Source organism: Nocardioides massiliensis, from assembly GCF_030811215.1.
In the GTDB taxonomy this organism is placed as follows: domain Bacteria; phylum Actinomycetota; class Actinomycetes; order Propionibacteriales; family Nocardioidaceae; genus Nocardioides_A; species Nocardioides_A massiliensis.
Window position 1 is genome coordinate 2309065 of the sequence record NZ_JAUSQM010000001.1, and the last position, 26695, is coordinate 2335759.

Below are 26695 nucleotides of genomic sequence, written 5' to 3' on the forward strand. Positions count from 1 at the left end.
GCGGCTCCCGGAGCGCCCGGCCGGCGTCGGGGGACGCTCAGTCGGAGCGGCTGAGGCGGCCCAGAGTGACGGCCACGCGCAGGGTGTAGGCGTCCCGGGCGTCGGTCGGGTCGAGGCCGGTGACGTCGGCCACGCGCCGCAACCGGTAGCGCACGGTGTTGGCGTGGACGAACAAGGCACGGGCGGTGCGCTCGACCGATCCGTTGTGGTCGGCGTACGCCGCGAACGTCGCGAGCAGGTCCCCGTGATCGTGCAGGCGGTCGAAGACCTCGGCCACCAGCTGGCGGCGGGCGTGGCCGTCGCCGGCGAGTGCGCGCTCGGGCAGCAGCTCCGCGGTGTTGACCGGGCGGGGCGCGTCGGGCCACCCCGCGGCGGCGCGCAGGCCAGCCACGGCGGCGCGCGCCGAGAGGTGTGCCTCGGTGAGTCCGCGTACGGCGGGACCGATGACGACCGGACCGTCGCCGCAGTGGGCGGCCACGCACCCACCTGCGGTCGCCGTCCCCGCCGGGTCGCCGGGAGCGAGTCCGCCGACCACGGCGACCAGGCGATCGCCCTGGACGGCCCCGAGCACCTCGAACCCGTGCTCGCGGGCGCTGCGGCGTACGTCGTCGACGGCGGTGGCCTTCTCCGCCCCGGTGTGGCCGAGGACGACCACCACGTCGCCGACGCCACGCCACCCGAGCGCGCTGGCGCGGGAGGTCAGGGTGTCGTCGGCCTCGGCGCGCAGGACGGTGTCGACGACGAGCGCCTCGAGCCGCGCGTCCCAGGCCCCGCGCATCTCCGCCGCACGGGCGTAGACCTCCGCCGTGGCGAAGGCGACCTCGCGGGCGTAGCGGGTGATCGCCTCACGGATGTCGGCGGCGTCCTCGCCCCCCACGATGTCGGCGACGTTCTCCTCGACGACCTCGATGGTGAGACGCACCAGCTCGACGGTCTGGCGCAGGCTGACCACCCGGGTCAGCGTGCGCGGTGCGGCACCGAAGACGTCGGCGGCGGGGACAGCGGTGGACTCGGGGTCGCGGAACCAGGTCACGAAGGACTGGACGCCGGCCTCCACGATCAGGCCGATCCAGGACCGGTCCTCGGCAGAGAGCTCGCGGAACCAGGCCATCTCGGCCTCCATCCGGGCGGTGGCCGTCGTGACCAGCCGCCCCGACGAGCGCCGTACGCGCTGGGCGAGGCGGGCGCGATGCTGACGAGGCGTGGGTGCGCCCGGATTGGCTCTGGCCACCCGGGGCACAGTAGTCGCTTCGAGGAGTGCTCGGACGACACCGTTCAGGTTCGACCGCGCCTGGTCGATGGATCACCACACACGGTGTTGACTGGTGTCAACGACAGGAGACGGCATGGCCGAGCAGACGATGCGACCCACGGTCGAGCACGTCATCATCCACGGGCACCGGCGGGCCTACGTTCGTGCGGGCCAGGGTCCGGTGCTCCTCCTCCTGCACGGCCTGGGCTGCGACCACACGACCTGGGCGCCCGTCATCGGGCCGCTGGCCGAGCACTTCACCGTCATCGCTCCCGACCTGCTCGGCCACGGTGACTCCGACAAGCCGCGCGCCGACTACAGCCTCGGCGGCTACGCCAACGGGATGCGCGATCTGCTCACGGTGCTCGGCATCGACAAGGTGACCGTCGTCGGGCACAGCTTCGGCGGTGGGGTGGCGATGCAGTTCGCCTACCAGTTCCCCGAGCGCACCGAGCGGCTGATGCTGGTGGCCCCCGGAGGTCTGGGACCCGAGGTCACGCCGGTCATCCGCGCGATCACGATGCCCGGCTTCCACCAGGCGATGGCACTGCTGACCATGCCGGGTGTCCGCCACGTCGGTGCGGGCGGGATGCGGGCGCTCGCCCGCACCCGCCTGCCGTTGGTGCGCGACCTCGACGAGGTCGCGACGATCTACGAGTCCTTCGCCGACCCGCGCGCGCGTGCCGCGATCCGGCACGTCGTGCGTGCGGTCGTCGACTGGCGCGGTCAGGTCGTCACCATGGTCGACCGTGCCTATCTCACCCAGGCCATGCCGATGTGCGTGGTGTGGGGCAGCGCCGACCAAGTCATCCCGGCCAGGCACGCCGAGCACGTCGCCACGGTCGCGCCCGACGCGTGGGTCGAGGTGCTGCCCGGCGCAGGGCACTTCCCCCACAAGGAGCACCCCGAGCGCTTCGTGGAGCTGCTGCGGGAGTTCGCGCACCGGACGCCCGCGGCGACCTACCACCGCGGGCGCTGGCGCGCGCTGCTCAAGAACGGCGCGCCGGTCCCCGCGCCGGTCGAGGCCACGGCCTCGGGCCCGACGCAGGTCTCGGCCTAGCGGCCGATCACGCGTCGCCGCCCTCCTGCTCGCGGCCCGCGACGGCCGTCGGGTCGTCGACGCGGTAGCGCTCGGCTGCCTTGACGACGACGTCGTTCGACACCTCGCCGCGCTTGGCGAGCGCGGCGAGCGCCTGCACGACGACGGACTCGGCGTCGACCTGGAAGAACCGCCGCGCGGCCGGGCGGGTGTCGGCGAAGCCGAACCCGTCGGTGCCGAGCACGTGGTAGTCGGTGGGCACCCACTGCGCGATCTGCAGCGGCACCGCGCGCATGTAGTCGCTGACCGCGACGATCGGTCCCTCGACCGCCTGGAGCTTGTCGGCGACGTACGGCGTGCGCGGGGTCTCCTGCGGGTGCAGGAGGTTCCAGCGGTCGGCCTCGATGGCGTCGCGGGCCAGCTCGTTCCACGAGGTCACCGACCACACGTCGGCGGCCACGCCCCACTCCTCGGCCAGGATCCGCTGGGCCTCGTTGACCCACGGCAGCCCGACGCCCGAGGCGAGCAGCTGGACGCGGGGGACGTCGCCCTCCGTGCGCTCGACCTTCGGGGGCACCGCGAAGTGGTAGATGCCCTTGAGCAGCCCCTCGAGGTCGAGGTTCTCGGGCTCGGCGGGCTGGGCGACCGGCTCGTTGTAGACGGTGAGGTAGAAGATCACGTCCTCGCCGTCGGGGTGACCGTCGGTGGCGCCGTACATCCGGTCGAGCCCGCTGCGGACGATGTGGGCGACCTCGTAGGCCGTCGCCGGGTCGTAGTGCACGACCGCGGGGTTGGTCGCGGCCAGCAGCGGCGAGTGGCCGTCGGCGTGCTGCAGGCCCTCACCTGTGAGCGTGGTGCGCCCAGCGGTGGCGCCGACGAGGAAGCCGCGCGCGAGCTGGTCGGCCATCGCCCAGATCGAGTCACCCGTGCGCTGGAACCCGAACATCGAGTAGAAGATGTAGAACGGGATCATGTGCTCGCCGTGGGTCGCGTACGCCGACCCCGCGGCGGTCGCCGACGCGACGGCCCCGGCCTCGGAGATGCCCTCGTGGAGCAGCTGCCCCTCGGTGGACTCCTTGTAGGCCAGCAGCATGTTGCGGTCGACCGACTCGTAGTTCTGCCCGTGCGGGCTGTAGACCTTGGCGGTCGGGAACATCGAGTCCATGCCGAAGGTGCGGTACTCGTCGGGCGCGATCGGCACGATCCGCTTGCCGATCTCGGGGTCGCGCATGAGGTCGCGCAGCAGCCGGACGAGGGCCTGGGTGGTCGCGACGGCGTTCTTGCCCGAGCCCTGCTTGAGCTCGGAGTAGACCTTGTCGTCGGGCAGCTTCGGCAGCGACGACCGGTTGACCCGCTTGGGCAGCGAGCCGCCGAGCGCCTTGCGCCGCTCCATGAGGTACTCGACCTCGGGGCTGTCGGCACCGGGGTGGAAGAACGGCGCGATCTCGGCCTCGTCGATGTCCTTGTTGGAGATCGGGAGGTAGAGCCGGTCGCGGAACTTCTTCAGCGCCTCCTTGTCCAGCTTCTTCATCTGGTGGGTGGCGTTGCGGCCCTCGAGGGAGTCGATCGTCCAGCCCTTGACGGTCTTGGCCAGGATCACCGTCGGCTGGCCGACGTGCTCGGTGGCGGCCTTGAAGGCGGCGTACACCTTGCGGTAGTCGTGCCCGCCGCGCGGCAGCTTCTGGATCTGCCGGTCCGAGAGGTGCTCGGCCATCGCGCGCAGTCGCGGGTCGGTGCCGAAGAAGTGGTCGCGGACGTAGGCGCCGTCCTCGACCGAGTAGGTCTGGAACTGCCCGTCGGGGGTCTGGTTCATCCGGTTGACCAGCACGCCGTCGACGTCGCGGGCGAGCAGGTCGTCCCACTCACGACCCCAGACGACCTTGATGACGTTCCAGCCGGCACCGCGGAAGTAGGACTCCAGCTCCTGGATGATCTTGCCGTTGCCGCGCACCGGACCGTCGAGCTGCTGCAGGTTGCAGTTGACGACGAAGGTCAGGTTGTCGAGCTCCTCGCGCGCCGCGAGGCCGATGGCGCCCAGCGACTCCGGCTCGCCCATCTCGCCGTCGCCGAGGAAAGCCCAGACGTGCTGGTCGCTGGTGTCCTTCATGTTGCGGTTGTGCAGGTAGCGGTTGAACCGGGCCTGGTAGATCGCGTTGATCGCGGTCAGGCCCATCGAGACGGTCGGGAACTCCCAGAAGTCCGGCATCAGCCGGGGGTGGGGGTACGACGCCAGCCCGGCGCCCGGGCCGTGCTGGACCTCCTGGCGGAAGCGCGACAGCTGGGTGTCGGTGAGCCGGCCCTCGAGGTAGGCGCGGGCGTAGATGCCGGGGGAGGCGTGACCCTGGATGTAGACTTGGTCGCCACCGCCGGGGTGGTCCTTGCCCCGGAAGAAGTGGTTGAAGCCGACCTCGTAGAGCGAGGCGGAGGACTGGTAGGTCGCGATGTGGCCACCGACCTCGAGCCCCTTGCGGTTGGCGCTGGAGACCATGACCGCGGCGTTCCAGCGGATGAACGCCCGGATCCGGCGCTCGGTCTCCTCGTCACCGGGGAACCAGGGCTCGCGCTCCGGGGGGATCGTGTTGATGTAGTCGGTGCTGCGCAGTGCCGGGACGCCGACGTTGCGCTCACGTGCCCGCTCGAGCAGCTTGAGCATCACGTAGCGAGCGCGCGAGCCGCCGCGTTCGTCGAGCAACGCGTCGAGCGATGCGAGCCAGTCAGCGGTCTCATCGGGGTCGATGTCGGGGAGCTGGGTGGGCAGTCCCTCGTGAATCACGGGCGGAGCCTGGCCTGTGGGCCTGGAGTCCGCGGTCCCGGTCTTGTCGGAATCGTCGGTGGTAGCCACCACTTCATCGTGTCACGTGCGACCGGGGGAGAAAATCTACCGGTCGGTAGTCCCACTACGCGGCACACGCGGGCGCGTGCAGGCCCCGGTGCCGATGCTCCGGACGCGCCCAAATCCGCCGTGGGCTTGCGCCGGTAGGACCCTTTCGGCTGGACTACACGCCAACCGGCGCACCGAGCGCCGGTGGGTACGCCGATGAGCGGACCCGCAGACGTGAGGAGGAACGACTGGTGAGCGCGTCCGTCGCAGGCGACGACACCGTGGGTGCCGGCGACCGGCTCGGCTTCAGCAAGGGCATGGTCGTGCAGGAGCTCGGCTGGGACGAGGACGTCGACGACGCCCTCCGGATCGCGATCGAGGACACCCTGGACGCCGACATGGTGGACGGTGACCACGGCAACGTGGTCGACGCCGTGCTGCTGTGGTGGCGCGACGAGGACGGTGACCTCGCCGATGCGCTCATGGATGCCCTGACCGACCTCGCGGACGGCGGCGTGATCTGGCTGCTCTCGCCGAAGGTCGGACGCCCGGGCACGGTCGACCCCGCCGACGTCGCCGAGGCTGCCGACGTGGCCGGTCTGTCCACCACGACCACTGCGGCCGTCAGCAGGGACTGGGCCGCCACGCGCTTGTTGGCGCCGAAGAACGCCCGCGCCTGAGTCCAGACCCGGCCGAGCCCGGATGGTGACACCGGACCCGGTGACGCACGTCTCGTGACAGGTTGAGAGCGTACGCACGCAGAACGTCTGCTGTGCTGACGCCTCACCTGTGACGAACGGAGTCCGACGACCCATGAACGCGCTTCCCGCGGAGCTTGCCGACAAGACCATCGCCGTCCTGGGAGGGACGGGTCCCCAGGGCCGCGGGCTTGCCCGCCGCTTCGCCAGCGCCGGCCTCGCGGTCGTGCTGGGCAGCCGCTCCGCCGAGCGCGCGGCCGAGACGGCGGCGACGCTCGCCGAGGCGACCGGCGGCAACGTGACCGGGCTCGACAACGCCGGCGCCTCCGCGGCCGGCGACGTCGTCCTGGTCGTGGTCCCGTGGGACGGCCACGGTGAGCTGCTCACCGAGCTGGCCCCGCACCTCGCCGGCAAGATCGTGGTCGACTGCGTCAACCCGCTCGGCTTCGACAAGCAGGGCCCCTTCGCGCTGAAGGTCGAGGAGGGATCCGCCTCCGAGCAGGCGCGTGCCCTGCTGCCCGACAGCACCGTGGTCGGCGCGTTCCACAACGTGTCCGCCGTGCTGCTCGAGGACCCCGAGGCCAGCGTCGACACCGACGTGCTGGTCCTGGGTGACGACCGTGAGGCGACCGACCTCGTCCAGGCACTCGCCGACACGATCCCGGGGGTCCGGGGCGTGTACGGCGGACGCCTGCGCAACGCCCACCAGGTCGAGGCACTCACCGCGAACCTGATCGCCATCAACCGGCGCTACAAGGCGCACTCCGGCATCCGGGTCACGGACGTCTGAGGGCCACGATGAGCGAGAACGCAGCGGCCGAGGTCGTCCTGACCGAGCGCCGCGACGACGTCCTGGTCATCACCATCAACCGTCCGCAGGTCAAGAACGCCCTCGACGGAGCGGCCGCGCGCGGGCTGGCAGCGGCGTTCGACGAGCTCGACGGCGACGACGCCCTGCGGGTCGGCGTGCTCACCGGTGCGGGTGGCACCTTCTGCACCGGCATGGACCTGAAGGCGTTCGTGACCGGCGACGTGCCGTACGTCGAGGGCCGCGGTTTCGGCGGCCTCGTCGAGCAGCCACCGGCCAAGCCGCTCATCGGCGCGGTCGAGGGCTACGCGGTGGCGGGCGGGTTCGAGCTGCTCCTGGGCTGCGACCTGGTGGTCTCCTCGCGCACGGCGCAGCTCGGCGTACCCGAGGTCAAGCGCGGCCTGGTCGCCGGCGGCGGCGCTGCGCTGCACCTGAGCGGGCGCATCCCGCGGGCCATCGCACTCGAGCTGCTGCTCACCGGGGACCCGATCACGGCCGCGCGGGCGGCCGAGCTGGGTCTGGTCAACCGCCTCACCGAGCCGGGTGCCGCACTCGAGGGGGCGCTCGAGCTGGCCGCTGCCATCGCGGCCAACGGCCCCCTCGCCGTACGCGTCACCAAGGAGCTGGCCCGCCGCGCTGCCGACTGGACCTTCGAGCAGAGCTGGCAGGAGCAGGGACCGATCGTCACCCCGGTCTTCGCCTCCGAGGACGCGATGGAGGGCGCCACCGCCTTCGCCGAGAAGCGCACACCGCAGTGGAAGGGTCGCTGATGACCGACGCCGGATCGCCCGTCTCCTACGCGTACGCCGACGGCGTCGCGCGGATCACCCTGACCGACGGTGGCCGCGGGAACCCCGTCGACCTCGACTCGGTCGCCGCCCTGACCGACGCGGTACTCCGCGCCCGCAGCGACGCGGCGCGCGTGGTCGTGCTTGCCGCCGAGGGGCGGTTCTTCAGCGTCGGGGGCGACCTGGCGGCGTTCGCCGGTGCCGACGACGTCGGGCGCTATATCGACGACCTCGCCGACGCCCTGCACCGCGTCATCAGCGAGCTGCAGCGGCTCCCCGCCGTCGTCGTGTCGGTCGTGCAGGGCACGGCCGCGGGCGCGGGGTTCCCGCTGGCGGCGGCTGCGGACGTGGTGCTGGCCGCCGACACCGCCGTGTTCGCCCTCGCCTACGGCAAGGTCGGGCTGAGCCCGGACGGCGGCTCGAGTCTCCTCGTCCACACGCTGGGCCTCCACCGCACGCTGCGGATGGCCCTGCTCCACGACACCCTGTCGGCCGCCGACGCGCTGGCCGCGGGGCTCGTCGCCCGCGTGGTGCCGGTGGCCGAGCTGGCCGCGACCGCCGAGGAGATCGTGTCGCGGCTCGCCGGTGGCTCCGGTCCCGCGCAGGCGGCGGCGAAGCGACTGGTGCGCACGGCTGCCGAGGCTGAGATCGAGACGCGGCTGCGCGCCGAGACGCTGTCGATCCGCGAGCTCGCGGTCGGCGCCGACGGCCGCGAGGGCGTGCAGGCGTTCCTCGAGAAGCGGGCACCGCGCTTCGGGGCGTAAGGGCCGTCACGCTCCCTCGACTCGCGTGTAACTCGCGGTTACAGTTTCGCGAGACGTCGAGGAGAGGACGAGGATGTCGAAGGTCGCCGACGCCGCGGTGTCGTTGAAGGTGCTGGCCACGGCGGGCGTCGTGCGCCCGTACGGTCCGGTTCGCCTCGCCCGGCTCCTGAGCACGCTCAAGGCGTGGGGCACCGGGCCGGCCGGGGGCTTCGCGAGCCTCGCCGTACGCCATCCCGACCGCGTCGGCCTCATCGACGAACGCGGTGAGCTGACCTTCGCCGACCTGCACCGTCGCTCCAACGCGCTGGCGCGCGGGCTCGCCGCGCTGGGGGTCCGCGAGGGCGATGCGGTAGCGCTGATGTGCCGCAACCACCGCGGCTTCGTGGATGCCTCCATCGCCGTGGGCAAGCTCGGCGCGGACCTGCTCTACCTCAACACCGCGTTCGCGGGACCGCAGCTGGCCGACGTGCTCGAGCGCGAGCAACCGACCGTCGTGATCCACGACGAGGAGTTCACCGACCTGCTCGCCGGCGCCCCCATCGAGCACCGCGTGCTGGGGTGGACCGACGACGAGCCCGGCTCCGACGGTCCGCCCACGCTCGAGGGACTGATCGCGCAGAACCCGGCCGCCGACCTCACCCCGCCCGAGCGCCACACGCGGGTGGTGATCCTGACCTCGGGCACGACGGGCACGCCGAAGGGCGCCCCGCGCAAGGAGGCCGGTATCCCGGCCGCCGTGGCGCTGCTGTCACGGATGCCGTTGCGCTTCGGGTGGCGCACCCATATCGCCGCGCCGCTGTTCCACACCTGGGGCTACGCCCACTTCGCGCTCGCCATGCTGCTCGGCTCCACGATGGTGCTGCGTCGCACCTTCGACCCCGAGGAGTGCCTGCGCACCCTGCGCGACGAGGGCTGCGACTCCGCCGTGGTCATCCCGGTGATGCTGCAGCGCATCCTGCGCCTGCCCGAGGACACCCTGGCGGGCTACGACCTGCCCCGGCTCCGGGTGGTGGCCTCCTCGGGATCGGCGCTGCCCGGCGACCTCGCTGCCGCCTGGATGGACCGCTTCGGTGACAACCTCTACTCGATCTACGGCTCCACCGAGGTCGCCTGGGCCAGCGTCGCCCAGCCTGCCGAGCTGCGCCGCGCCCCCACCACCGCGGGCCGCCCGCCCCACGCCACCGAGGTGCGGATCCTCGACGAGGAGGGCCGTGAGGTCCCGCGCGGCAGCTCGGGGCGGATCTTCGTCGGCAACCACCTGCTGTTCGAGGGCTACACCGGCGGCGGCAGCAAGGAGGTCGTCGACGGGCTGATGGCCTCCGGCGACGTGGGGCGCTACGACGACGACGGGTTGTTGTACGTCGAGGGCCGCGACGACGAGATGATCGTCTCGGGCGGGGAGAACGTCTTCCCCAAGGAGGTCGAGGACTGCCTGGTCCAACACCCGGCGGTGACCGACGTGGCTGCGGTGGGGGTCGAGGACCCCGACTACGGCGCGCGTCTGCGGGTGTTCGTCGTGACCAGCACCGAGGTGTCGGCCGATGAGCTCAAGGACCATGTGAAGGCCAACCTCGCGCGCTACAAGGTCCCCAAGGAGATCGTCTTCCTCGACGAGCTGCCGCGCAACGCCACCGGCAAGGTGCTCAAGCGCGAGCTGCGCAAAGATGGCTCCCATGAGGCATCGGCCGACGAGTGACGCCCTGACGAGCGAGCCGCTGGGCGTGGGCGCTGCTGCCCCGGACCTCACCCTGCGTGACCAGCACGGTGCCGCCCTCGGGCTCGCCGACCTGCGTGGGGGACCGGCGCTGGTGGTCTTCTACCCCTACGCGTTCTCCGGGGTCTGCACCTCCGAGCTGCGCGACCTGGCCCGGAGCGCCGAGCTCGCTACGGCCCTCGACCGGACCGGTGCGGTGTTGGTCGGCGTCTCCTGCGACCCGGTCTTCACCCAGCGAGCGTTCGCCGACGCCGAGGGCCTGGACTTCCCGCTGTTGAGCGACTTCTGGCCCCACGGCGCGCTGGCGGCAGCGTTCGGCGTACTGGATGCGAAGCGGGGGTGTCCGCGGCGCTCGTCCTTCCTGCTCGACGCCGACGGCGTGGTGCGGTGGGCGCTGCACCACGGCATGGGGGAGCCGCGCACCGTCACCCAGCACCTGGCCGCGCTCGACGCGGTCGGGTGAGGCCGGTTGAGACACAGGTCACGATTTGGTCCGGATGCATGACAACACGTGCGCGCTGGTGCATGATCTCCCTCGAACGGCCGCTGGTGACCCGAGACGCCAGCGGCCGTTTCTCATGCCCCGCGGTACCGTGTGCCGCGCGCGCGTCGGTAGCTCAGCGGTAGAGCACTCGGTTTACACCCGAGCGGTCGGCGGTTCGATCCCGTCCCGGCGCACCACCCCTGCGGGGAGTCCCCACATGAGAGGGGACTCATCCACGACTCACCTCCGCCTCACTGCTCGGCTCCAGGCTGGTGTCCATCACCAGAGCCCGAGCAGGGCCCCGAACGCAGGAGGAGCGAGATGAACCTCAAGAGCACCCTCAGCCGCACCGGCACCAAGGTCGCCGGCGGCAGTGTCCTCGGCCTGGCCGCACTCGTCGGCGTCGGCGTCATGGCCTTCCCGGGCAACGCCGACACCGTCAGCAACGAGCCGGCCATCACCAAGCGCGAGGAGTCCAGCACCGAGCTGGTCACCGTCGACGAGGACCCCGAGGGGCCCGAGGACGACCTGACCCGGGCCGGCGCGGACAGCCAGGTGACGCGGTCGAAGGCGCCGCGCGCCAGCGCCGTCAGCCGGCAGACCCGCGCGAGTGCGCCGTCGCGCGCCAGCGCGCCGAGCCGGCAGACCCGCGCGAGTGCGCCGTCGCGCGCCAGCGCGCCGAGCCGGCAGACCCGCGCCAGTGCACCGAGTCGGCAGACCCGTGCGAGCGCGCCTTCGCGCGCCTCGGTCCCGAGCCGTGACACCGTCTCGCGGGACACGGTCTCCCAGGACACCGTCTCGCGCGACACCGTCTCCCGCGACACCGCCTCGCGCGGCTGACCCGCAGAACGAAGGAGTCAGCATGTCCAGCCAGCACCGGGCGCACCTTCAGGACACCTGGGGCTTCACCGAGGGCGACCCCATCACCGAGGACCTCACCGCGATGCGGCTCCTCGGTGGTGGGGAGAACTTCGAGGCCTACCTCGCCTTCGACGACGTGACCTACGGCGCCGTCGTGGTGAAGATGGTCCGCCCCGGGCTGGTCGACTCCGCGAGTGTGCTGCGAGGACTGCGTCGCGAGGTCGCCTCCCTCGACCTGGTCAACCACCCGGTGGTGGTCCGCGGGCTGCGGGCGGTGACCGAGGGGGAGCGCCCGCACGTGGTCCTCGAGCACCTCGAGGGGCCGCGGCTCTCGACGCTGATCCGGAAGTACGGGCCGTTGCAGCAGCACCAGTACCTGCCGCTCGCGATCGAGATCGCCTCGGCCCTGCACTACTTCCGCCGGGTCGGGTTGGTCCACCTCGACATCAAGCCGAGCAACATCATCATGGGTGCGCCCGCGCGACTCATCGACCTCAGCGTGGCGCGCACTCCCGAGCAGGCGGCGCAGCTGACCTACCCGATCGGCACCGATCTCTACATGGCGCCCGAGCAGACGGACCCGCCGACGACGGGTACGCCGGGCTACGCCAGCGACGTCTTCGGGTTGGGTGCGTCGCTGTTCGAGGCGATCGCGGGCTACCGGCCGTTCGACGACGGTGACCGCGACGGCGCCGACCTCGCAGCGCGCTTCCCCCAGACCCGCGACCTGTCCTACACGCTGCCCGAGGACAAGGTGGCCCCCGACGTGGCAGCGGCGGTCTACGCCGCGCTCGACCCCGACCCCGCGAAGCGGCCAGCCCCCGCCGAGCTCGCCGAGGCCCTCGAGCCCGCCCTCGCGCGCGTCCCCCGCGGCCGCCTCGCCGGCTTCAAGGTCCGAGCGTAGCGAGGAGGTCGAGTGCCGTCGTGAGGAACGAGCGACGGTGTATCGAGCTCTTTGGTGGCTTCGCTCACCGATGCGTGGGGGGAAGGTTCCGCGGGGGTTGGGGCCGGTCGGCGGGGGTCTTCCGCTGAGTACTGCTGAGGATCACACTGGGGGGTGTGTCGCGGTCCGCAGCCGTTTGTCTCTAGCGCCACTGCCTCGACCCTGCAGGGCGGGGCGGAGCCTGTTATCGAGCTTGGCGCGGAGGGTCTCCGCGGGAACCGCGGATTGTCGCCATCGAGCACGTCTTACAGACTTCGTCTGACCTCTGGCCCTCCCCGCGGCACACGCCTGTCCACATCACTGCTCGACAGCGCCACTGGCATTGCTGGCGTTGGTGGCGTTGTCGGCGCCGGGTCCTAGGGGATGTCATGGAAGTCATTCACTCGCGTTGCGCCGGGATCGATATCGGCAAGAAGAGCGCGAAAGTGTGCGTGCGTGTCCAGGGTTCGGGTGCTCGCGCCACGAGCACCGAGGTCAGCGACTGGGGATCGATGACTCGCGAGATCTTGGATCTGCGCCAGTACCTGATCGCCGAGCAGGTCAGTTGCGTGCTGATGGAGTCCACCAGCGACTACTGGAAGCCCTACTACTACCTGCTCGAGGACGCCGGGTTCGAGTTGATCTTGGCCAACGCCGGCCACGTCAAGAACATCCCGGGTCGCAAGAGTGACGTCTCCGATGCTGTGTGGTTGGCCGACCTGGCCGCGCACGGTCTGGTGCGTGCTTCGTTCGTGCCCCCGCCGCAGGTTCGACAACTTCGTGACCTCACCCGGACTCGCACGATCATCGCCCGTGAGCGGGTCCGTGAGACCACCCGGTTGGAGAAGCGGCTGGAATCACCCGGGATCAAGCTCTCGGTCGTGGCCTCGAACCTCAACGGTGTCTCGGCCCGTCGGATGCTCAAAGCCCTCGTGGCTGGTGAGCGTGATCCCGAGGTCCTGGCGGACCTGGCTTTGGGCACGATGCGCGCCAAGCGAGACCAGCTCATCGACGCCCTCACCGGCCGGTTCAGCGATCACGACGCGTTCATGATCGGTCTGCACCTGGACCGCATCGAACAACACGACCAAGCCATCGCCACCCTCGATGAGCGGATCGAGGTGATGATCGAACCCTTTCGGCATCTCCGCGACCTGCTGATCACCATTCCCGGGGTCTCGGTGATCGTGGCCGATGTGATCATCGCCGAGACCGGCGGCGACATGAGCAACTTCCCCTCCCCAGCACACCTAGCGGCCTGGGCGGGGGTCGCGCCGGGCCAGAACGAGTCCGCAGGCCGCAAGAAACAGGGCACGACTCGCCCCGGGGACTCCTACCTCAAAGGCGCGCTCGGAAGCGCAGCGCTCGCTGCGTCCAAAAGCAAGAACACCTACCTGGCCGCCCGCTATCGCCGCATCGCTGCCCGCCGCGGACGCCTACGGGCCATCGTCGCGATCGAGCGTTCCATCCTGACCTCGGTCTGGCACATGCTCACCGACGACGTCGCCTATCGCGATCTCGGCGCTGATCACTACCAGCTCAGCCACCCCGACCAGATCAAACGACGAGCCCTCAAACAACTACGCGCACTCGGCCTCGAGGTCGAACTACGACCAGCCAGCTGACCCGAGGCCCCACGACACTCACGGGAACCTTCCTTACAGACCCGCTGAGCGGCCCACCACGCGCCCCCTACCCCCCACACTCCCCTACGTGAGCGTCCTCCGCCGTACCCGGCGACGACGCTCACGTAGGGGAGTGTGGGGGGTTGCGCGTTCAGCCGAAGCGGTAGCCCATGCCGCGCACGGTGGTGATCGCCTGCGCGCCGAACTTCTTGCGCAGGTAGCCGACGTAGACGTCGACGACGTTGGAGCCGGGGTCGAAGTCATAGCCCCAGACGTGGGAGAGCAGCTGCTCGCGGGAGAGCACCTGGCCGGGGTTGAGCAGGAAGATCTCGGCCAGCTTGAACTCCCGGGCGGAGAGCACGACCTCGCGGCCGCCGACGGTGGCGGTGCGGGCGCGCAGGTCGAGCACCACGCCACCGGCCTCGAGCACGTCCTCGACGGGTCCCGCCTGGCCGTTGGCCTGCCGCAGCCGTAGGCGCACCCGGGCGAGCAGCTCGGCGAACTTGAACGGCTTGGCCATGTAGTCGTCGGCGCCGCCCTCGAGTGCGGAGACCGTGTCGGTCACCGAGTCGCGGGCGGTCAACACGATGACCGGCAGCGTGCTGCCGACGGCGCGCATCTCCTCGAGCACCTCGTAGCCGTTCTTGCCCGGCAGGTTGATGTCGAGCACCACCAGGTCGAAGTCGCCGGTCAGGGCGTAGTCGAGGCCGGTGACGCCGTCAGCGGCGACGGTGGTCGTGTGCCCCTCGGCCTGCAGGCCCTTGGAGACGAAGCTGGAGATGCGCACTTCGTCCTCGACGATCAAGATGCGGGCCATGAGGGGTCTTCCTTCCGGGGGGAGGGGGAGGCCGTCGCGTCCGCGACCGGCAGGGTGAGCGTGAACCTGGCACCGTGCGGGTGCTCGTCGCCGACCGCGAGGGTCCCGCCATGGGCGGTCGCGATGCCGTGCACGATCGAGAGTCCCAGGCCGAAGCCGTCGTCGCCCGCGGCGATCCGTCCGCGGCCGAAGCGCTCGAAGATCGTCTCGCGATCCTCGGGGCGTACGCCGGGCCCGGTGTCGCGGACCCAGAAGGTGACGTCGCCGTCGGCGTACGCCGAGCCGATGCCGATGACCGCACCGTCCTCGGTGTGCTTCGTGGCGTTCTGGGCGAGCTGCACCATCGCCTGGGTGATCCGCTGCTCGTCGAGCAGTGCGGTGACCTCCGCCGCCGCGTCGAGGACCCAGCCGCGCTCGCCGAGACCGCGGCACTTCTCCCAGACCCGCGTCGTCAGCGGAGCGACATCGACCTCCCGGGGATCGAGGAAGTCGGGCCGATCCAGCTTGGCGAGCAGCATCAGCTCGCGCACGAGACGGCTCATCCGGTCGGTCTCGTCGAGCAGCAGGTCGCGGGTCGCGGCGACGTCCTCGGGGTCGTGCGGGTCGAGCAGCTCCAGGTGACCGGACATGATCGTCAGCGGCGTCTTGAGCTCGTGGCCGGCGTCGTCGAGGAACTCACGCTGGGTGCGGAAGGCGCGCTCCAGGCGGTCGAGCATCTGGTTGACCGTCCGGGTGAGGTCGGTGATGTCGTCGTTGCCCTGCTCGGGGATGCGGCGCGAGAGGTCGGTCGCACCGAGGCTCTGCGCGGTCTCGCGCAGCGTGCGCACGGGCCGCAGGAGCCGGCCGGCCTGGAAGGACGACAGCACGGCGATCGCGCCCAGCATCAGCAGCGACAGGATGATGTAGGTCCGGATGAAGGAGTCGAGCTCGGAGTACTCGTCACCGAGGAAGTTCGCGATCACCAGCGCGCCGGGGCTGCCCTGGTAGTCGACCGGCTGGACCGTCAGCACGATCTCGCCGAGGTCGGCGTGGTGGATGCGTTCGGTCCCGCCGGACTGCAGCAGTGGCTCAGCCGTCTGCCGTAGCTGCGCCTGCAGGCCGGTCGAGGTGTCGCGATACTCCGCCGCGTAGCGGGTGGGGGAGATGACGCGGGGACTGCCTCCGGCGTACCCCAGCAGCAGCTCGTCGTCGTCGGGGACGTTGCGGGTCAGGAAGACGCGCACGAGCTGGTCCGCGGTCGAGATGGGTGCGCCGGTGTCGACGTCGGCCGGTGGGGGATCGGACTCCGACAGCGTGCGGAACTCCGCGAGCTCCTGGCGGATCTGGTCGCGCACATCACGCTCGATGGCGCGCACCTCGATCGTGTAGACGAAGAACCCGGCGCTGAACAACGCCAGCGCAGCGACCGCGACGAAGGCGACGGTGATCCGGGTGCGGACGGAGAACGCGCCCCAGCGCGTCAGCCGCGCGCGCCACCCACCGGCGGGTGAGGACTCACCCGCGGAGGGGTCAGTCGTCATCGTCGGTGTCGTCGTCCCTCGTGTCGTCATCGTCGTCATCATCGACCGTGTCGGGCTCCGGGCGCACGACCTCGGGCTCGTCGTCGTCATCGTCGGAGTCACCGCCACGGCGGGCCTGCGGGTCCTCGTCACGTCCGCCGCGTCGGTCGTCCCCGCGGTCCGGCGCACCCTTCTGGCCTGCATTCGCCTCCTGCAGCCGACGCTGCTCCGCGCGCTTGCGGCGTACCTGCTCGGCGCGCTTCGCCTTCTGCTCGGCGTCGGCGGTCCGGTCGCTGTCGGTGCCGCCGGTCGCGTCCGCCACCGGTACGACGATCGGCACCGGGCGGTCGTCGACGTCGTTCTGCGTCGCGAGCAGTGACCCGCCGAGGTAGGCGAGCACCGGGAGCGTCACCGTGAAGCCGATGAGGATCTTCCAGTACGTGCTCATGGCGACCATCCTGGACCCGAGGGGTAGCGCACCGATGAGAACCGGATGAGAGGTCTCTCATCTGGCATGCTCGAAGGTCCGGTCATCGATCTCGGGAGGACCCATGCACGTCCCGCTCAGCGCCAGCGACTTCCTCGACCGTGCTGTGCAGGTGTACGGCGAGCGGATCGGCGTGGTGGACGAGCCGGACCAACCGGCGACGTCGTGGGGGAGCCTCACCTATCGCGAGGTCGCGGTCCGGGCTGCCGCCCAGGCCGCGCGGCTTGACGAGCTCGGCCTGCGCACCGGTGACCGGGTCGCCATCGTCTCCCACAACAGCGCGCGGCTGCTGACGTCGTTCTTCGGCGTCAGCGGGTCCGGACGCGTGCTGGTGCCGATCAACTTCCGGCTGTCGGTCGAGGAGGTCGCCTACATCGTCGGGCACTCCGGCGCCCGCGTGCTGCTGATCGACCCCGAGCTCGAACCGACGCTCGGAGACCTCGAGGTGCCGGGCCTGGAGCACCGCTGGGTGCTGGGGCGCGACGACGCCCAGATCTACCGCGAGGGCGCGACACCGTTGGCGTGGGACGTCGACGAGACCGCGACCGCGACGATCAACTACACCTCCGGCACGACGGCGCGGCCCAAGGGCGTGCAGATCACCCATCGCAACATCTGGACCAATGCGGTCACCTTCGGCCTGCACACCCAGATCAGCGACCGCGACGTCTACCTGCACACCCTCCCGCTGTTCCACGCCAACGGGTGGGGGATGCCGTTCGCGATGACGGGTGTCGGCGCCCAGCACGTGCTGCTGCGCAAGATCGACGGCGCCGAGATCCTGCGGCGCATCGAGCGACACGGGGTGACGATGCTGTGTGCCGCTCCGGCCGTGGTCTCCAGCGTCCTCGACGCGGCGGCGAGCTGGGATGGCGAGATCCCGGGGAGCGGCCGCGTCCGGATCGTCGTCGCCGGTGCACCGCCGCCCACCCGCACCATCGCCGAGGTCGAGACCGTGCTGGGCTGGGAGTTCATTCAGATCTACGGCCTCACCGAGACCTCGCCGTTGCTCACGGTCAACCGCACCCGCGCCGAGTGGGACGACCTGGCCCCCGAGGACCGCGCCGCCAAGCTCGTGCGCGCCGGGGCGCCCGCGATCGGCGTACGCCTGGCGACCACCGAGCAGGGCGAGGTGCTGGCGCGGTCCAACGTGGTGCTGGAGGGCTACTGGGAGCAGCCGGAGGAGACCGAGCAGGCGCTGGCCGGCGGATGGTTCCACACCGGTGACGGCGGGGAGATCGGTGAGGACGGCTACCTGACGATCAGCGACCGCAAGAAGGACGTGATCATCACCGGCGGCGAGAACGTCTCCTCGATCGAGGTCGAGGACGTGCTCTTCAGCCACCCTGCCGTGGCCGAGGTCGCCGTGATCGGTGTGCCGAGCGAGAAGTGGGGCGAGACGATCAAGGCGCTGGTGGTCCTCGCCGAGGGCGCGACGGCGACCGAGGAGGAGCTCATCCGGCACTGCAAGGAGCGGGCGGCCGGCTACAAGGCCCCGACCAGCATCGAGTTCCGCGACGTGCTCGCCCGCACCGCCACCGGCAAGCTGCAGAAGTTCAAGCTGCGCCAGCCGTACTGGGACGGGCGCGAGCGGCAGGTGAACTGACGACTGCGGGCGCCTAGGGTCTGCCTCATGCGTCTGCACGAGGTCACCGCCCTGCTCGACTCCTGGTACGACCCCGCCTGGGCGGACTCCTGGGACGCCGTGGGACTCGTGGCAGGCGACCCCGACGCGGAGGTACGCCGCGTGCTGCTCGCCGTCGACCCGGCGCCGGCCGTCGTCGACGAGGCACTGGAGTGGGGCGCGGACCTGGTCGTCGTGCACCACCCGTTGTTCCTGCGCGGGGTCAGCTCGGTGGCCGCGACCACGCCGAAGGGCCGCACCCTGCACCGGCTGCTCACCGGCGGGACCGCGCTGTTCACCGCCCACACCAACGCGGACGCACCGGCGTACGGCGTCAACGAGGCCCTGGCCCATGCCGTCGGCCTGGTCGACGTCGCGGTGATCGACCCCGACGGCCGACCGGCGCTCGACAAGCTCGTCGTGTTCGCGCCGCGCGACGCGGCGGAGGCAGTGCGCGGGGCGCTGGCGGAGGCGGGTGCCGGCGCGCTGGGCGACTACGAGGCCTGCTCGTGGAGCGCGGAGGGCCGTGGGCGGTTCCGGCCGCAGGCGGGCGCTGACCCTGCGATCGGCAGCATCGGCGAGCTCGAGGTGGTCGAGGAGGAGCGCATCGAGGTGGTGCTGGAGCGCGAGCTGCGCCGCGACGTCCTGGCCGCCATGCACGCCGCACACCCCTACGAGGAGGTGGCCTTCGACCTGATCGAGCTGGCGAACCCGGGGACCCGTCGCCCCACCCGCGGCACCGGACGCATCGGTGACCTCGCGACACCGGTGCGACTCGAAGAGCTCGCCCGGCAGGTCGCGGCAGCCCTGCCCGCGTGCGCGCACGGCGTGCGCGTCGGGGGTGACCCGGACCGGCTCGTCCGCCGGGTCGCGGTGACCAGCGGCGCCGGCGACTTCCTGCTCGAGCGGGTGCTGGAGACCGACGCCGACGTCTACCTGACCTCCGACCTGCGTCACCACCGGGCGGCGGAGTTCCTCGAGCACGGCGGGCCGGCCCTGATCGACGTCGCCCACTGGGCCGCGGAGTGGACCTGGCTGCCGGTGCTCGAGCAGCGTCTGACCGCTACGGTGGGGGACGCCCTGGAGATCCGGGTGAGCACCACCCCCACCGACCCGTGGACCTTCCGCGCCTGAGGCGCACGATCCGAGGAGACCCGCTGAAAGCCGACCCGTCCGCGCAGCTGCGGTTGCTGGAGCTGCAGGAGCTCGACGCCCAGCTCGGGCAGCTCGCCCACCGTCGCCGGTCACTGCCCGAGCACTCCGTGCTCGAGGAGCTGGAGCAGCAGCGTGCCGCGCTCGACGCATGCGTCCGTGACCTGCGCATCACGGCGGACGACACCGCCGGGGAGCTCAAGCGGGCCAACGCCGACGTCGAGCAGGTCCGGGCCCGTCGGGAGCGCGACCAGCAGCGGATGGACTCCGGCGCGATCGCGAACCCCAAGGACCTCGAGCGCATGCAGCACGAGCTGGTCTCGCTGAGCAAGCGGATCTCGGACCTCGAGGACATCGAGCTCGAGGTCATGGAGCGGCTCGAGACGACGCAGCAGGAGCTGACGAAGGTCTCCGACGAGCTCGCCGACGTCGAGGGCAAGATCGCCGCGGCCATGGGGGCGCGCGACCACTCCTACGCCGAGATCGACGGGGAGGTCGCCGACCTGCACGCCCGTCGCGGGTCGATCGCCGACGACGTGCCCGACGACCTGCGTGCCCTCTACGACAAGCTGCGCGCTGCCAAGGGTGGCGTCGGCGCGGCCCCGTTGCGCGCCCGCCGGTGCGAGGGGTGCAGCCTCGAGCTGACCGCCTCCGACCTGGGTGCGGTCCGGGCGGCCCCGGCCGACGAGGTCGTGCGCTGCGAGGAGTGCCAGCGGATCCTGGTCCGCACCGCCGAGTCCGGGCTCTGAGGATGGGCGGGAACCCGCCCCGCGTGATCATCGAGGCCGACGGTGGCTCGCGCGGCAACCCCGGCAAGGCGGCCTTCGGTGCGGTCCTCCTGGACGCCGCGACCGGTCGTCCGATCGCCGAGAGCGCGGAGACGATCGGGATCGCGACCAACAACGTCGCCGAGTACCGCGGCCTGATCGCCGGCCTCGAGCTCGCCGCGGAGCACGCGCCCGACGCCGAGATCGAGGTCCGCATGGACTCCAAGCTCGTCGTCGAGCAGATGTCGGGGCGCTGGAAGATCAAGCATCCCGACATGCGTCCGCTCGCGACGGAGGCTCACCGGCTCGCGCCGTTCGGCACCACGTTCACGTGGATCCCGCGGGCACAGAACTCCTACGCCGACCGAATCCTCAACGAGGTGCTCGACGGCAAGCGGGAGCCGGGGTCGCGACTCGTCGACCCCGAGGCGGAGCCGGCGCGACGGGAGCCCGCCGTACGCCGCGAGGAGCAGGGCAGCTCGCGCGGTTGGGCGCCGCGCAGCACGGCGACCGTGCTCGTGCTCGTGCGTCACGGAGCCACCGCGCTGACCGCCGAGCGCCGGTTCTCCGGCTCCACCGGCTCCGACCCGGGTCTGGTCGCCGAGGGCCGCGCGCAGGTGCGGGCGGCCGCGCCGCTCGTGGGGCGGTTCCTCGACGGGGACGATGCGGTGCTGGTGTCCTCGCCGCTGCGCCGGGCGCAGGAGTCGGCCGCGGTGCTGGCCGAGCGTCTCGGCCTGACGGGCGCGGTGGCGGAGCCCGGCGTACGCGAGGTGGACTTCGGGGCCTGGGAGGGCCTCACCTTCACCGAGATCGCCGAGCGGGACGCGGAGCTGCTGGGCCGCTGGCGTAGGTCGGCGGAGGTGTCGCCGCCCGAGGGGGAGTCGATGCGGGCGGTGCACGATCGGGTCCGCGACGCTCGCGAACGGCTGCTTGCCGAGCACCCCGGTCGGGTCGTCGTCGTGGTCTCCCACGTCACCCCGATCAAGATGCTCGTCGCCGACGCCGTCGGCGCGGACACCTCAGCGGTGCACCGCATGGAGCTGGCGCCGGCATCGGTGTCGGTGGTCGCGCACTACGCCGACGGCGCCGCCTCGCTGCGGGCGTTCAACCTCACCAGCTGAAACCGGCTCACAGGTCGGAGACGACGACGTCGAGCTTGGTGCCGAAGCGGTCCTGGCCCGCGACCTCGACGTGCCAGCCCTGAGCCCGCAGGACGTCGACGAGCTGGTCCGGCGTGCGGGGGTGCTCGCCGCCGGTGACCAGTGCCCGGACCAGCCGGCCCTTGGTCGCCTTGTTGAAGTGCGACACGCTCTTGCGGACGCCGTCGACCTCGTGCAGCACCCGCACGGTTGCCAGCCGGTCGGCGATGTCGCCCGCCGGACGCCAGAAGGCGGCGTACGTCGTGGAGCGCAGGTCGAGCACGAGGCCGTCGCCGGCAGCGGCGAGCGCGGCCGGCTCGAGGCGGGCGCGCCAGTGGCCGGCGACGCTGCCGAGGCCGGGCAGGGTGACGTCACCGGAGAGCCGGTACGCCGGGATCCGGTCCCCGGGACGGACGAGTCCGAAGAGGCTCGAGGTGGTGGCGATCCAGGACCCCGCGCGGCGCTTGTCCGCGCCGGTCAGCGACGGCAGGTCGAGGGCCTCGTAGAGCACGCCGGTGTAGACCTGCTCCGCGCGCGCGGTGGGTGCACTCGCCAGGGCCGCGTTGCGCTCGACCTCGTCCTGCTGGGTCTTGCCGAGTCCCAGCACGCGCGCGGCCTCGCCCGGGTCGCCCTCGCAGAGCGCGACCAGCGCGTCGAGGACCTCGCCCCGGGCCGGGTTCAGGTCCGGCAGCGACAGGGTCTCGAGGTCGAGCGGCTTGCCGCGCCGCGGAGCGGTCTTGCCCTCGGACGGGGGGAGCAGGATCAGCACGTCGCACACCTTAGCCCGGATCCACCGATGAACTTGGGCGGTGAGCGTGGCGTAGAACGAGAATGCCCTTGCTGGGCGGGAGAATCGGAGTTCTTGAGGCAACGATTCACACCAAGAGCAAGGGCATCTCTGAGGTGAAACTCTCTCACACGCTTCGATCGACGTCGGCGGTCTTCGATGACCCGAATCTCGTGTCGGCCGCAGGCCTGGTGCCGGCGCTCGCGTTGGCCGAGTCCGCCGGCCTGCGTGACCTGGCAGATGAGCACCTGAGCGTGCCGACGGACAAAGGCGCGAACGCTGGGTTGAAGGTCACCTCGCTGGTCGGCGGGATGGTCGCCGGCGCGGACAGCATCGATGACATGGCGCTGCTGCGTCATGGCGGAATGGGGCGGCTGTTCACCCGGGCGTATGCGCCCTCGACGTTGGGTTCGTTCCTTCGGGCGTTCACCTTCGGGCACGTCCGCCAGCTCGACGCGATCGCTTCGCGGTTCCTGATCGCACTGGGCGGCCTCACCGGTTTGCTCGGCGCATCGGCAGACCCCGCAGCCAGCGACACCGACACCGACCTCGAGGTGGATCGCGGGTACGCGTTGGTCGATGTCGACGACACGATCATCGAGGTCCATGGCTATGCCAAGCAGGGCGCAGGGTTCGGCTATTCCGGGGTCCGTGGGCTCAACGCGCTGCTTGCCACCCTCACCGTCCCCGGTGGGGCCCCGGTGGTCGTGGCCCAGCGTCTGCGCAAGGGTTCGACCGGGTCACCACGCGGCGCGAAGCGTCTGGTCGGCGACGCGGTGCGAACCGCCCGACGGCTGCTCGGGAAGAACCGGCCGATCCTGGTGCGGATGGACTCGGCGTTCTACGGTCGCAGACCAGTCCACGCCGCGATCGCTGGTGGGGCCGCGGTGTCGGTGACGGTGCGGATGGACAAACGCATCAAGGCGGCGATCGAAGCGATCGCCGACGATGCGTGGACCACCATCGAATACACCGACGCCATCTTCGACGAGCCGAGTGGCCGCTGGATCTCGCGAGCCGAGGTCGCCGAGATCGACTTCACCGCGTTCGCTGCGCAGAAGAAGTCCGACCACGTCCCGGGCCGGCTCGTAGTCCGTCGCATCCCGGACTTCAACGCCGAGAAGAACAAGGCAGCCGGCCAGGACACCTTGTTCGACACCTGGCGCTTCCACGCCTTCTTCACCACCACCGACGCCGACGTGCTGGACACCGTCGCCGCCGACAAGATGCACCGCCATCACGCGGTCATCGAACAAGTCCATGCTGACCTCAAAGGCGCCGCGCTGGCACACCTGCCGTCGGGGGTGTTCACCGCGAACGCCGCCTGGCTGGTGCTCGCCGTCATCGCGTTCAACCTCACCCGAGCCGCCGCGAGCCTGACCGATCGGGAGTTGGCGAAGGCCACCACCGCCACGCTCCGTCGCAAGCTGATCATCGTGCCGGCAAGGGTCGCGACCTCAGCACGCCGGATCACCCTGCACCTGCCCCATGCCTGGCCCTGGGAGAGCGCCTGGACGGCACTGTTCGACCGAGTCAACGACCCGCCGCCAAGCCTCGCAGCCTGACCACCCAGCAGCCCGCCGCTGCGCGAACCGAGGACCAAGTGGACGACACCGGACAACGAGGTCCGGCACATCGACATGCCCGCGGCTCCTCATGACCAGACGAACCGGATCAGGCGCTCAGCGCCATGGCCATCGGTGGATCCGGGCTTAGGGAGCGCTCCCGAGGGACCGGGGCGGAGGTCCGCGGCCGGGGGTGAGCGCGGCTAGGATGAGCGAGGACGAGCTGGCCGGGCGGCCGCGTGACCGGGTGACCGGTCCCGAGGAAGGTCCGGGCTCCACAGGGCAAGGTGGTGGGCAACGCCCACCCGGGGTGACCCGCGGGACAGTGCCACAGAAAGCAGACCGCCGCCGGTGCTCGCACCGGCGGTAAGGGTGAAACGGTGGTGTAAGAGACCACCAGCACCCCGGGTGACCGGGGTGGCTCGGTAAACCCCACCTGGAGCAAGATCAAGAGGGCGGACTCCGGTCCGCCTGCGTGAGCGTCCGAGGGCGGCCCGCCCGAGCTCACGGGTAGATCGCACGAGGCTGTCGGCAACGGCAGCCCTAGATGGATGGTCGCCCCTCGCCTCGCGAGGACAGAACCCGGCCTACAGGCCAGCTCGTCCCCCCAAGCCCGGGTGTGTGATCTCCGCCGCGGCGGGTATGCCACGTGTTGGGTGATGTGTCCACGGACGACGGGGAGTGAGCGTGCGGCTGCAGCTGGTGACCGGGTTCCGGTTCCCGACGACCGATGCCGCGGGCGTGCTCGTCGAAGAGCGCAGCGCGACGCTGGGACGCCTCCATGACCTGCGCGGGACCATCGACGACCGGCTGCAGGACGCCTCGCCCGGCCCGGTGCTGGGCTGGACCGCCGAGGTCCACGACCACACCCTCTCGGTGATGCTCGAGCTCGACGTCCTCGCCGACGACGCCTGGGGTCAGGGACCGGAGGTGTGGCAGGAGCTCGAGGAGCTCATCGGGTGCAGCGAGGTCGGGGTCGAGCGGTGCACCTCGATGTCGATCCTCACCCGGCACGCCTGAGGGCGACGCGGAGGAACTCCTCGACCTCCTCGCGCTCGCGGCGCCGGTGCAGGAGGTCCGTCGACGCGACCATCGCGTTGCGTCGAGCACGTTCCTGCGCGGGTGCCACCCAATGATCGATCCATCCCAGCAGCTGCCCCCCGGCCCGCCCGGCCGTGCTCCGGAACCGTGTCGCCGTCATTGCGTACCTCCCCGTCGCGGCCCTGCGCTTCCTGACTTGCTGTGCTCGACGCTAGGCCGGCGCGTCGCCGAGGACGTCAACGCTGCGTGACAAGTGCGTGAACTCGCCCGCGCGAGACGAGGGACGTCCCGGTCAGATGCGGCGGTGAGACTGCCGCGAGGGCGCGCCGCGCTGCGGCGTACACTCGGCGTATGTCTGAGCGCGATCTGAAGCCCCGTAGCCGCGACGTCACCGACGGTCTGGAGCGGGCCGCTGCCCGCGGCATGCTGCGCGCGGTAGGGATGGGCGACGAGGACTTCGCCAAGCCCCAGATCGGGGTGGCGTCCTCGTGGAACGAGATCACGCCGTGCAACCTCTCGCTCGACCGGCTCGCCAAGGCCGTCAAGAACGGCGTGCACGCCGCCGGGGGCTTCCCGCTGGAGTTCGGGACGATCTCGGTCTCCGACGGCATCTCCATGGGCCACGAGGGCATGCACTTCTCGCTGGTCTCCCGTGAGGTCATCGCCGACTCGGTCGAGACCGTGATGATGGCCGAGCGCCTCGACGGCTCCGTGCTCCTCGCCGGCTGCGACAAGTCGCTGCCCGGCATGCTCATGGCCGCCGCCCGGCTCGATCTCGCCAGTGTGTTCCTGTACGCCGGCTCGACGATGCCCGGACAGGTCGACGGCAACGACGTCACCATCATCGACGCCTTCGAGGCCGTCGGTGCCTGCCTGGCGGGGAAGATCACCCGCGAGGAGGTCGACCGCATCGAGCGGGCGATCTGCCCCGGCGAGGGTGCCTGCGGCGGGATGTACACCGCCAACACCATGGCCTCGGTCGCCGAGGCGATCGGCATGTCCCTGCCTGGCTCGGCCGCCCCGCCGGCCGTCGACCGTCGACGCGACGGCTTCGCCCACCGCTCCGGCCAGGCGGTCGTCGAGATGCTGCGCCAGGGCATCACGGCCCGCCAGGTCATGACCAAGCCTGCCTTCGAGAACGCCATCGCCGTCGTGATGGCGCTCGGCGGCTCGACCAACGCTGTGCTCCACCTGCTGGCGATCGCCCGTGAGGCCGACGTCGACCTCACCCTCGACGACTTCACGCGCGTCGGCGCGAAGGTCCCGCACCTGGGTGACCTCAAGCCGTTCGGTCGCTACGTCATGAACGACGTCGACAAGATCGGCGGCATCCCCGTCGTCATGAAGCTGCTGCTCGACGCCGGTCTCATGCACGGCGACGTCCTCACCGTCACCGGCAAGACGATGGCCGAGAACCTCGAGGCCCTCAACCCCCCGGCCGTCGACGGCGACATCATCCGCAAGCTCAGCGAGCCCATCCACCAGACCGGCGGCCTGACGATCCTCAAGGGGTCCCTGGCCCCCGAGGGCGCGGTCGTGAAGTCGGCCGGGTTCGACGACGAGGTCTTCGAGGGACCCGCCAGGGTCTTCGACGGAGAGAAGGCCGCGATGGACGCGCTGGCCGAAGGCCGGATCCAGCACGGCGACGTGGTCGTCATCCGCTACGAGGGCCCCAAGGGTGGTCCCGGCATGCGCGAGATGCTCGCCATCACCGGTGCCATCAAGGGCGCCGGACTCGGCAAGGACGTCCTGCTCATCACCGACGGCCGGTTCTCCGGCGGGACCACGGGTCTGTGTGTCGGTCACATCGCCCCGGAGGCGGTCGACGCCGGCCCCATCGCGTTCCTGCGCGACGGCGACCGGATCCGCCTCGACGTCGCCAACGGCGGCCTGGACGTGCTGGTCGACGAGGCCGAGCTCGAGGCGCGCAAGGACGGTTGGCAGCCGAACCCGCCGAAGTACACGCGCGGCGTGCTCGGCAAGTACGCCAAGGTCGTGCAGTCGGCCGCGCACGGCGCCATCTGCGGCTGAGTGCGAGGAC

General features: G+C 71.2%; 24 protein-coding genes, 1 tRNA gene and 1 other RNA gene. 19 read left to right on the forward strand and 7 right to left on the reverse strand.

Going from position 1 to position 26695, the window contains the following annotated elements; genetic code table 11:
• Positions 1 to 37 precede the first annotated feature (37 nt).
• Positions 38 to 1231, reverse strand: a complete 1194-nt coding sequence (locus J2S59_RS11460; RefSeq protein WP_068121890.1) for a PucR family transcriptional regulator — start codon at positions 1229 to 1231, stop codon at positions 38 to 40.
• Between the two features lie 115 nt (positions 1232 to 1346).
• Between J2S59_RS11460 and J2S59_RS11465 the strand changes: the two genes are divergently transcribed.
• Positions 1347 to 2312 (forward strand): alpha/beta fold hydrolase, encoded by a 966-nt coding sequence (locus J2S59_RS11465; protein WP_306825130.1) that lies wholly within the window; start codon positions 1347 to 1349, stop codon positions 2310 to 2312.
• 7 nt (positions 2313 to 2319) lie between these two features.
• Here the strand turns inward: J2S59_RS11465 and aceE are convergent, their stop codons facing one another.
• Complete coding sequence (gene aceE, locus J2S59_RS11470) at positions 2320 to 5064, reverse strand: pyruvate dehydrogenase (acetyl-transferring), homodimeric type (protein ID WP_068121219.1); 2745 nt, start codon at positions 5062 to 5064, stop codon at positions 2320 to 2322.
• Positions 5065 to 5363: 299 nt separating this feature from the next.
• Here aceE and J2S59_RS11475 point away from each other — a divergent pair, with 299 nt between their 5' ends.
• The 10 genes from J2S59_RS11475 (at position 5364) to J2S59_RS11520 (ending at position 13776) form a co-directional block, all read left to right on the forward strand.
• Positions 5364 to 5792 carry a DUF3052 domain-containing protein gene (locus J2S59_RS11475; RefSeq protein WP_220138467.1) on the forward strand — a complete coding sequence of 143 codons (429 nt, stop codon included), beginning with the start codon at positions 5364 to 5366 and terminating at the stop codon, positions 5790 to 5792.
• Positions 5793 to 5925: 133 nt separating this feature from the next.
• Complete coding sequence (npdG, locus tag J2S59_RS11480; RefSeq protein ID WP_068121196.1) at positions 5926 to 6600, forward strand: NADPH-dependent F420 reductase; 675 nt, start codon at positions 5926 to 5928, stop codon at positions 6598 to 6600.
• A gap of 8 nt (positions 6601 to 6608) precedes the next feature.
• Positions 6609 to 7388 carry a crotonase/enoyl-CoA hydratase family protein gene (locus J2S59_RS11485; RefSeq protein WP_068121199.1) on the forward strand — a complete coding sequence of 260 codons (780 nt, stop codon included), beginning with the start codon at positions 6609 to 6611 and terminating at the stop codon, positions 7386 to 7388.
• A complete protein-coding gene (locus tag J2S59_RS11490) occupies positions 7388 to 8170 on the forward strand; it encodes an enoyl-CoA hydratase/isomerase family protein (protein ID WP_068121201.1) in 783 nt (260 codons plus the stop codon). The genes J2S59_RS11485 and J2S59_RS11490 overlap by 1 nt, the downstream gene beginning before the upstream one ends.
• Positions 8171 to 8243: 73 nt before the next feature.
• Positions 8244 to 9866 (forward strand): AMP-binding protein, encoded by a 1623-nt coding sequence (locus tag J2S59_RS11495; RefSeq protein WP_068121208.1) that lies wholly within the window; start codon positions 8244 to 8246, stop codon positions 9864 to 9866.
• The gene (locus tag J2S59_RS11500) at positions 9844 to 10347 is read left to right on the forward strand and encodes a redoxin domain-containing protein (protein WP_068121210.1); all 504 of its coding nucleotides are present in this window, start codon (positions 9844 to 9846) and stop codon (positions 10345 to 10347) included. Before J2S59_RS11495 ends, J2S59_RS11500 begins: the two co-directional genes overlap by 23 nt.
• Positions 10348 to 10490: 143 nt before the next feature.
• Positions 10491 to 10565 (forward strand) — tRNA-Val (locus tag J2S59_RS11505).
• A gap of 124 nt (positions 10566 to 10689) precedes the next feature.
• Positions 10690 to 11208, forward strand: coding sequence for a hypothetical protein (locus tag J2S59_RS11510; RefSeq protein WP_068121212.1), 519 nt, complete (start codon positions 10690 to 10692; stop codon positions 11206 to 11208).
• Between the two features lie 22 nt (positions 11209 to 11230).
• Complete coding sequence (locus tag J2S59_RS11515; RefSeq protein WP_068121215.1) at positions 11231 to 12133, forward strand: serine/threonine-protein kinase; 903 nt, start codon at positions 11231 to 11233, stop codon at positions 12131 to 12133.
• Between the two features lie 407 nt (positions 12134 to 12540).
• The gene (locus J2S59_RS11520; protein ID WP_306824840.1) at positions 12541 to 13776 is read left to right on the forward strand and encodes an IS110 family RNA-guided transposase; all 1236 of its coding nucleotides are present in this window, start codon (positions 12541 to 12543) and stop codon (positions 13774 to 13776) included.
• Between the two features lie 151 nt (positions 13777 to 13927).
• On the opposite strand, the gene J2S59_RS11525 is transcribed toward J2S59_RS11520, so the two are convergent.
• From J2S59_RS11525 to J2S59_RS11535, 3 genes are read right to left on the reverse strand one after another with little or no spacing between them, the layout of a single operon-like run.
• Positions 13928 to 14593 carry a response regulator transcription factor gene (locus J2S59_RS11525; protein ID WP_068120157.1) on the reverse strand — a complete coding sequence of 222 codons (666 nt, stop codon included), beginning with the start codon at positions 14591 to 14593 and terminating at the stop codon, positions 13928 to 13930.
• Positions 14578 to 16113 (reverse strand): sensor histidine kinase, encoded by a 1536-nt coding sequence (locus J2S59_RS11530; protein ID WP_181641847.1) that lies wholly within the window; start codon positions 16111 to 16113, stop codon positions 14578 to 14580. Before J2S59_RS11530 ends, J2S59_RS11525 begins: the two co-directional genes overlap by 16 nt.
• Positions 16103 to 16540, reverse strand: a complete 438-nt coding sequence (locus J2S59_RS11535; RefSeq protein ID WP_068120159.1) for a hypothetical protein — start codon at positions 16538 to 16540, stop codon at positions 16103 to 16105. The genes J2S59_RS11530 and J2S59_RS11535 overlap by 11 nt, the downstream gene beginning before the upstream one ends.
• 103 nt (positions 16541 to 16643) lie before the next feature.
• Here J2S59_RS11535 and J2S59_RS11540 point away from each other — a divergent pair, with 103 nt between their 5' ends.
• The 4 genes from J2S59_RS11540 to J2S59_RS11555 are packed head-to-tail and all read left to right on the forward strand — an operon-like array spanning position 16644 to position 21243.
• Complete coding sequence (locus tag J2S59_RS11540) at positions 16644 to 18185, forward strand: AMP-binding protein (RefSeq protein ID WP_068120161.1); 1542 nt, start codon at positions 16644 to 16646, stop codon at positions 18183 to 18185.
• Positions 18186 to 18212: 27 nt separating this feature from the next.
• Positions 18213 to 19337: a Nif3-like dinuclear metal center hexameric protein gene (locus tag J2S59_RS11545; RefSeq protein WP_068120163.1), complete on the forward strand. Its 1125-nt coding sequence runs from the start codon at positions 18213 to 18215 to the stop codon at positions 19335 to 19337.
• A complete protein-coding gene (locus J2S59_RS11550) occupies positions 19319 to 20104 on the forward strand; it encodes a zinc ribbon domain-containing protein (RefSeq protein WP_246360262.1) in 786 nt (261 codons plus the stop codon). Before J2S59_RS11545 ends, J2S59_RS11550 begins: the two co-directional genes overlap by 19 nt.
• A gap of 2 nt (positions 20105 to 20106) precedes the next feature.
• Positions 20107 to 21243, forward strand: coding sequence for a bifunctional RNase H/acid phosphatase (locus tag J2S59_RS11555; RefSeq protein WP_068120165.1), 1137 nt, complete (start codon positions 20107 to 20109; stop codon positions 21241 to 21243).
• A 7-nt stretch (positions 21244 to 21250) separates the two neighbouring features.
• Here J2S59_RS11555 and yaaA read toward each other — a convergent pair whose 3' ends face one another.
• Positions 21251 to 22030, reverse strand: a complete 780-nt coding sequence (gene yaaA / locus J2S59_RS11560) for a peroxide stress protein YaaA (RefSeq protein ID WP_306825131.1) — start codon at positions 22028 to 22030, stop codon at positions 21251 to 21253.
• 134 nt (positions 22031 to 22164) lie between these two features.
• On the opposite strand from yaaA, the gene J2S59_RS11565 reads away from it, so the two are divergent.
• The 3 genes from J2S59_RS11565 to J2S59_RS11575 all read left to right on the forward strand — a co-directional run bounded on the left by J2S59_RS11565 (position 22165) and on the right by J2S59_RS11575 (position 24633).
• Positions 22165 to 23613, forward strand: a complete 1449-nt coding sequence (locus J2S59_RS11565; protein ID WP_306824762.1) for an IS1380 family transposase — start codon at positions 22165 to 22167, stop codon at positions 23611 to 23613.
• A gap of 219 nt (positions 23614 to 23832) precedes the next feature.
• Positions 23833 to 24219, forward strand: an RNA gene (gene rnpB, locus J2S59_RS11570) — RNase P RNA component class A.
• Between the two features lie 81 nt (positions 24220 to 24300).
• On the forward strand, positions 24301 to 24633 hold the full coding sequence (locus J2S59_RS11575; RefSeq protein WP_181641925.1) for a hypothetical protein: 333 nt from the start codon (positions 24301 to 24303) through the stop codon (positions 24631 to 24633).
• On the opposite strand, the gene J2S59_RS11580 is transcribed toward J2S59_RS11575, so the two are convergent.
• Positions 24617 to 24814: a hypothetical protein gene (locus tag J2S59_RS11580; RefSeq protein ID WP_181641926.1), complete on the reverse strand. Its 198-nt coding sequence runs from the start codon at positions 24812 to 24814 to the stop codon at positions 24617 to 24619. The genes J2S59_RS11575 and J2S59_RS11580 overlap by 17 nt on opposite strands.
• 191 nt (positions 24815 to 25005) lie before the next feature.
• Between J2S59_RS11580 and ilvD the strand changes: the two genes are divergently transcribed.
• Positions 25006 to 26685 (forward strand): dihydroxy-acid dehydratase, encoded by a 1680-nt coding sequence (gene ilvD / locus J2S59_RS11585; RefSeq protein WP_068120580.1) that lies wholly within the window; start codon positions 25006 to 25008, stop codon positions 26683 to 26685.
• The last annotated feature ends 10 nt before the right edge of the window (positions 26686 to 26695 follow it).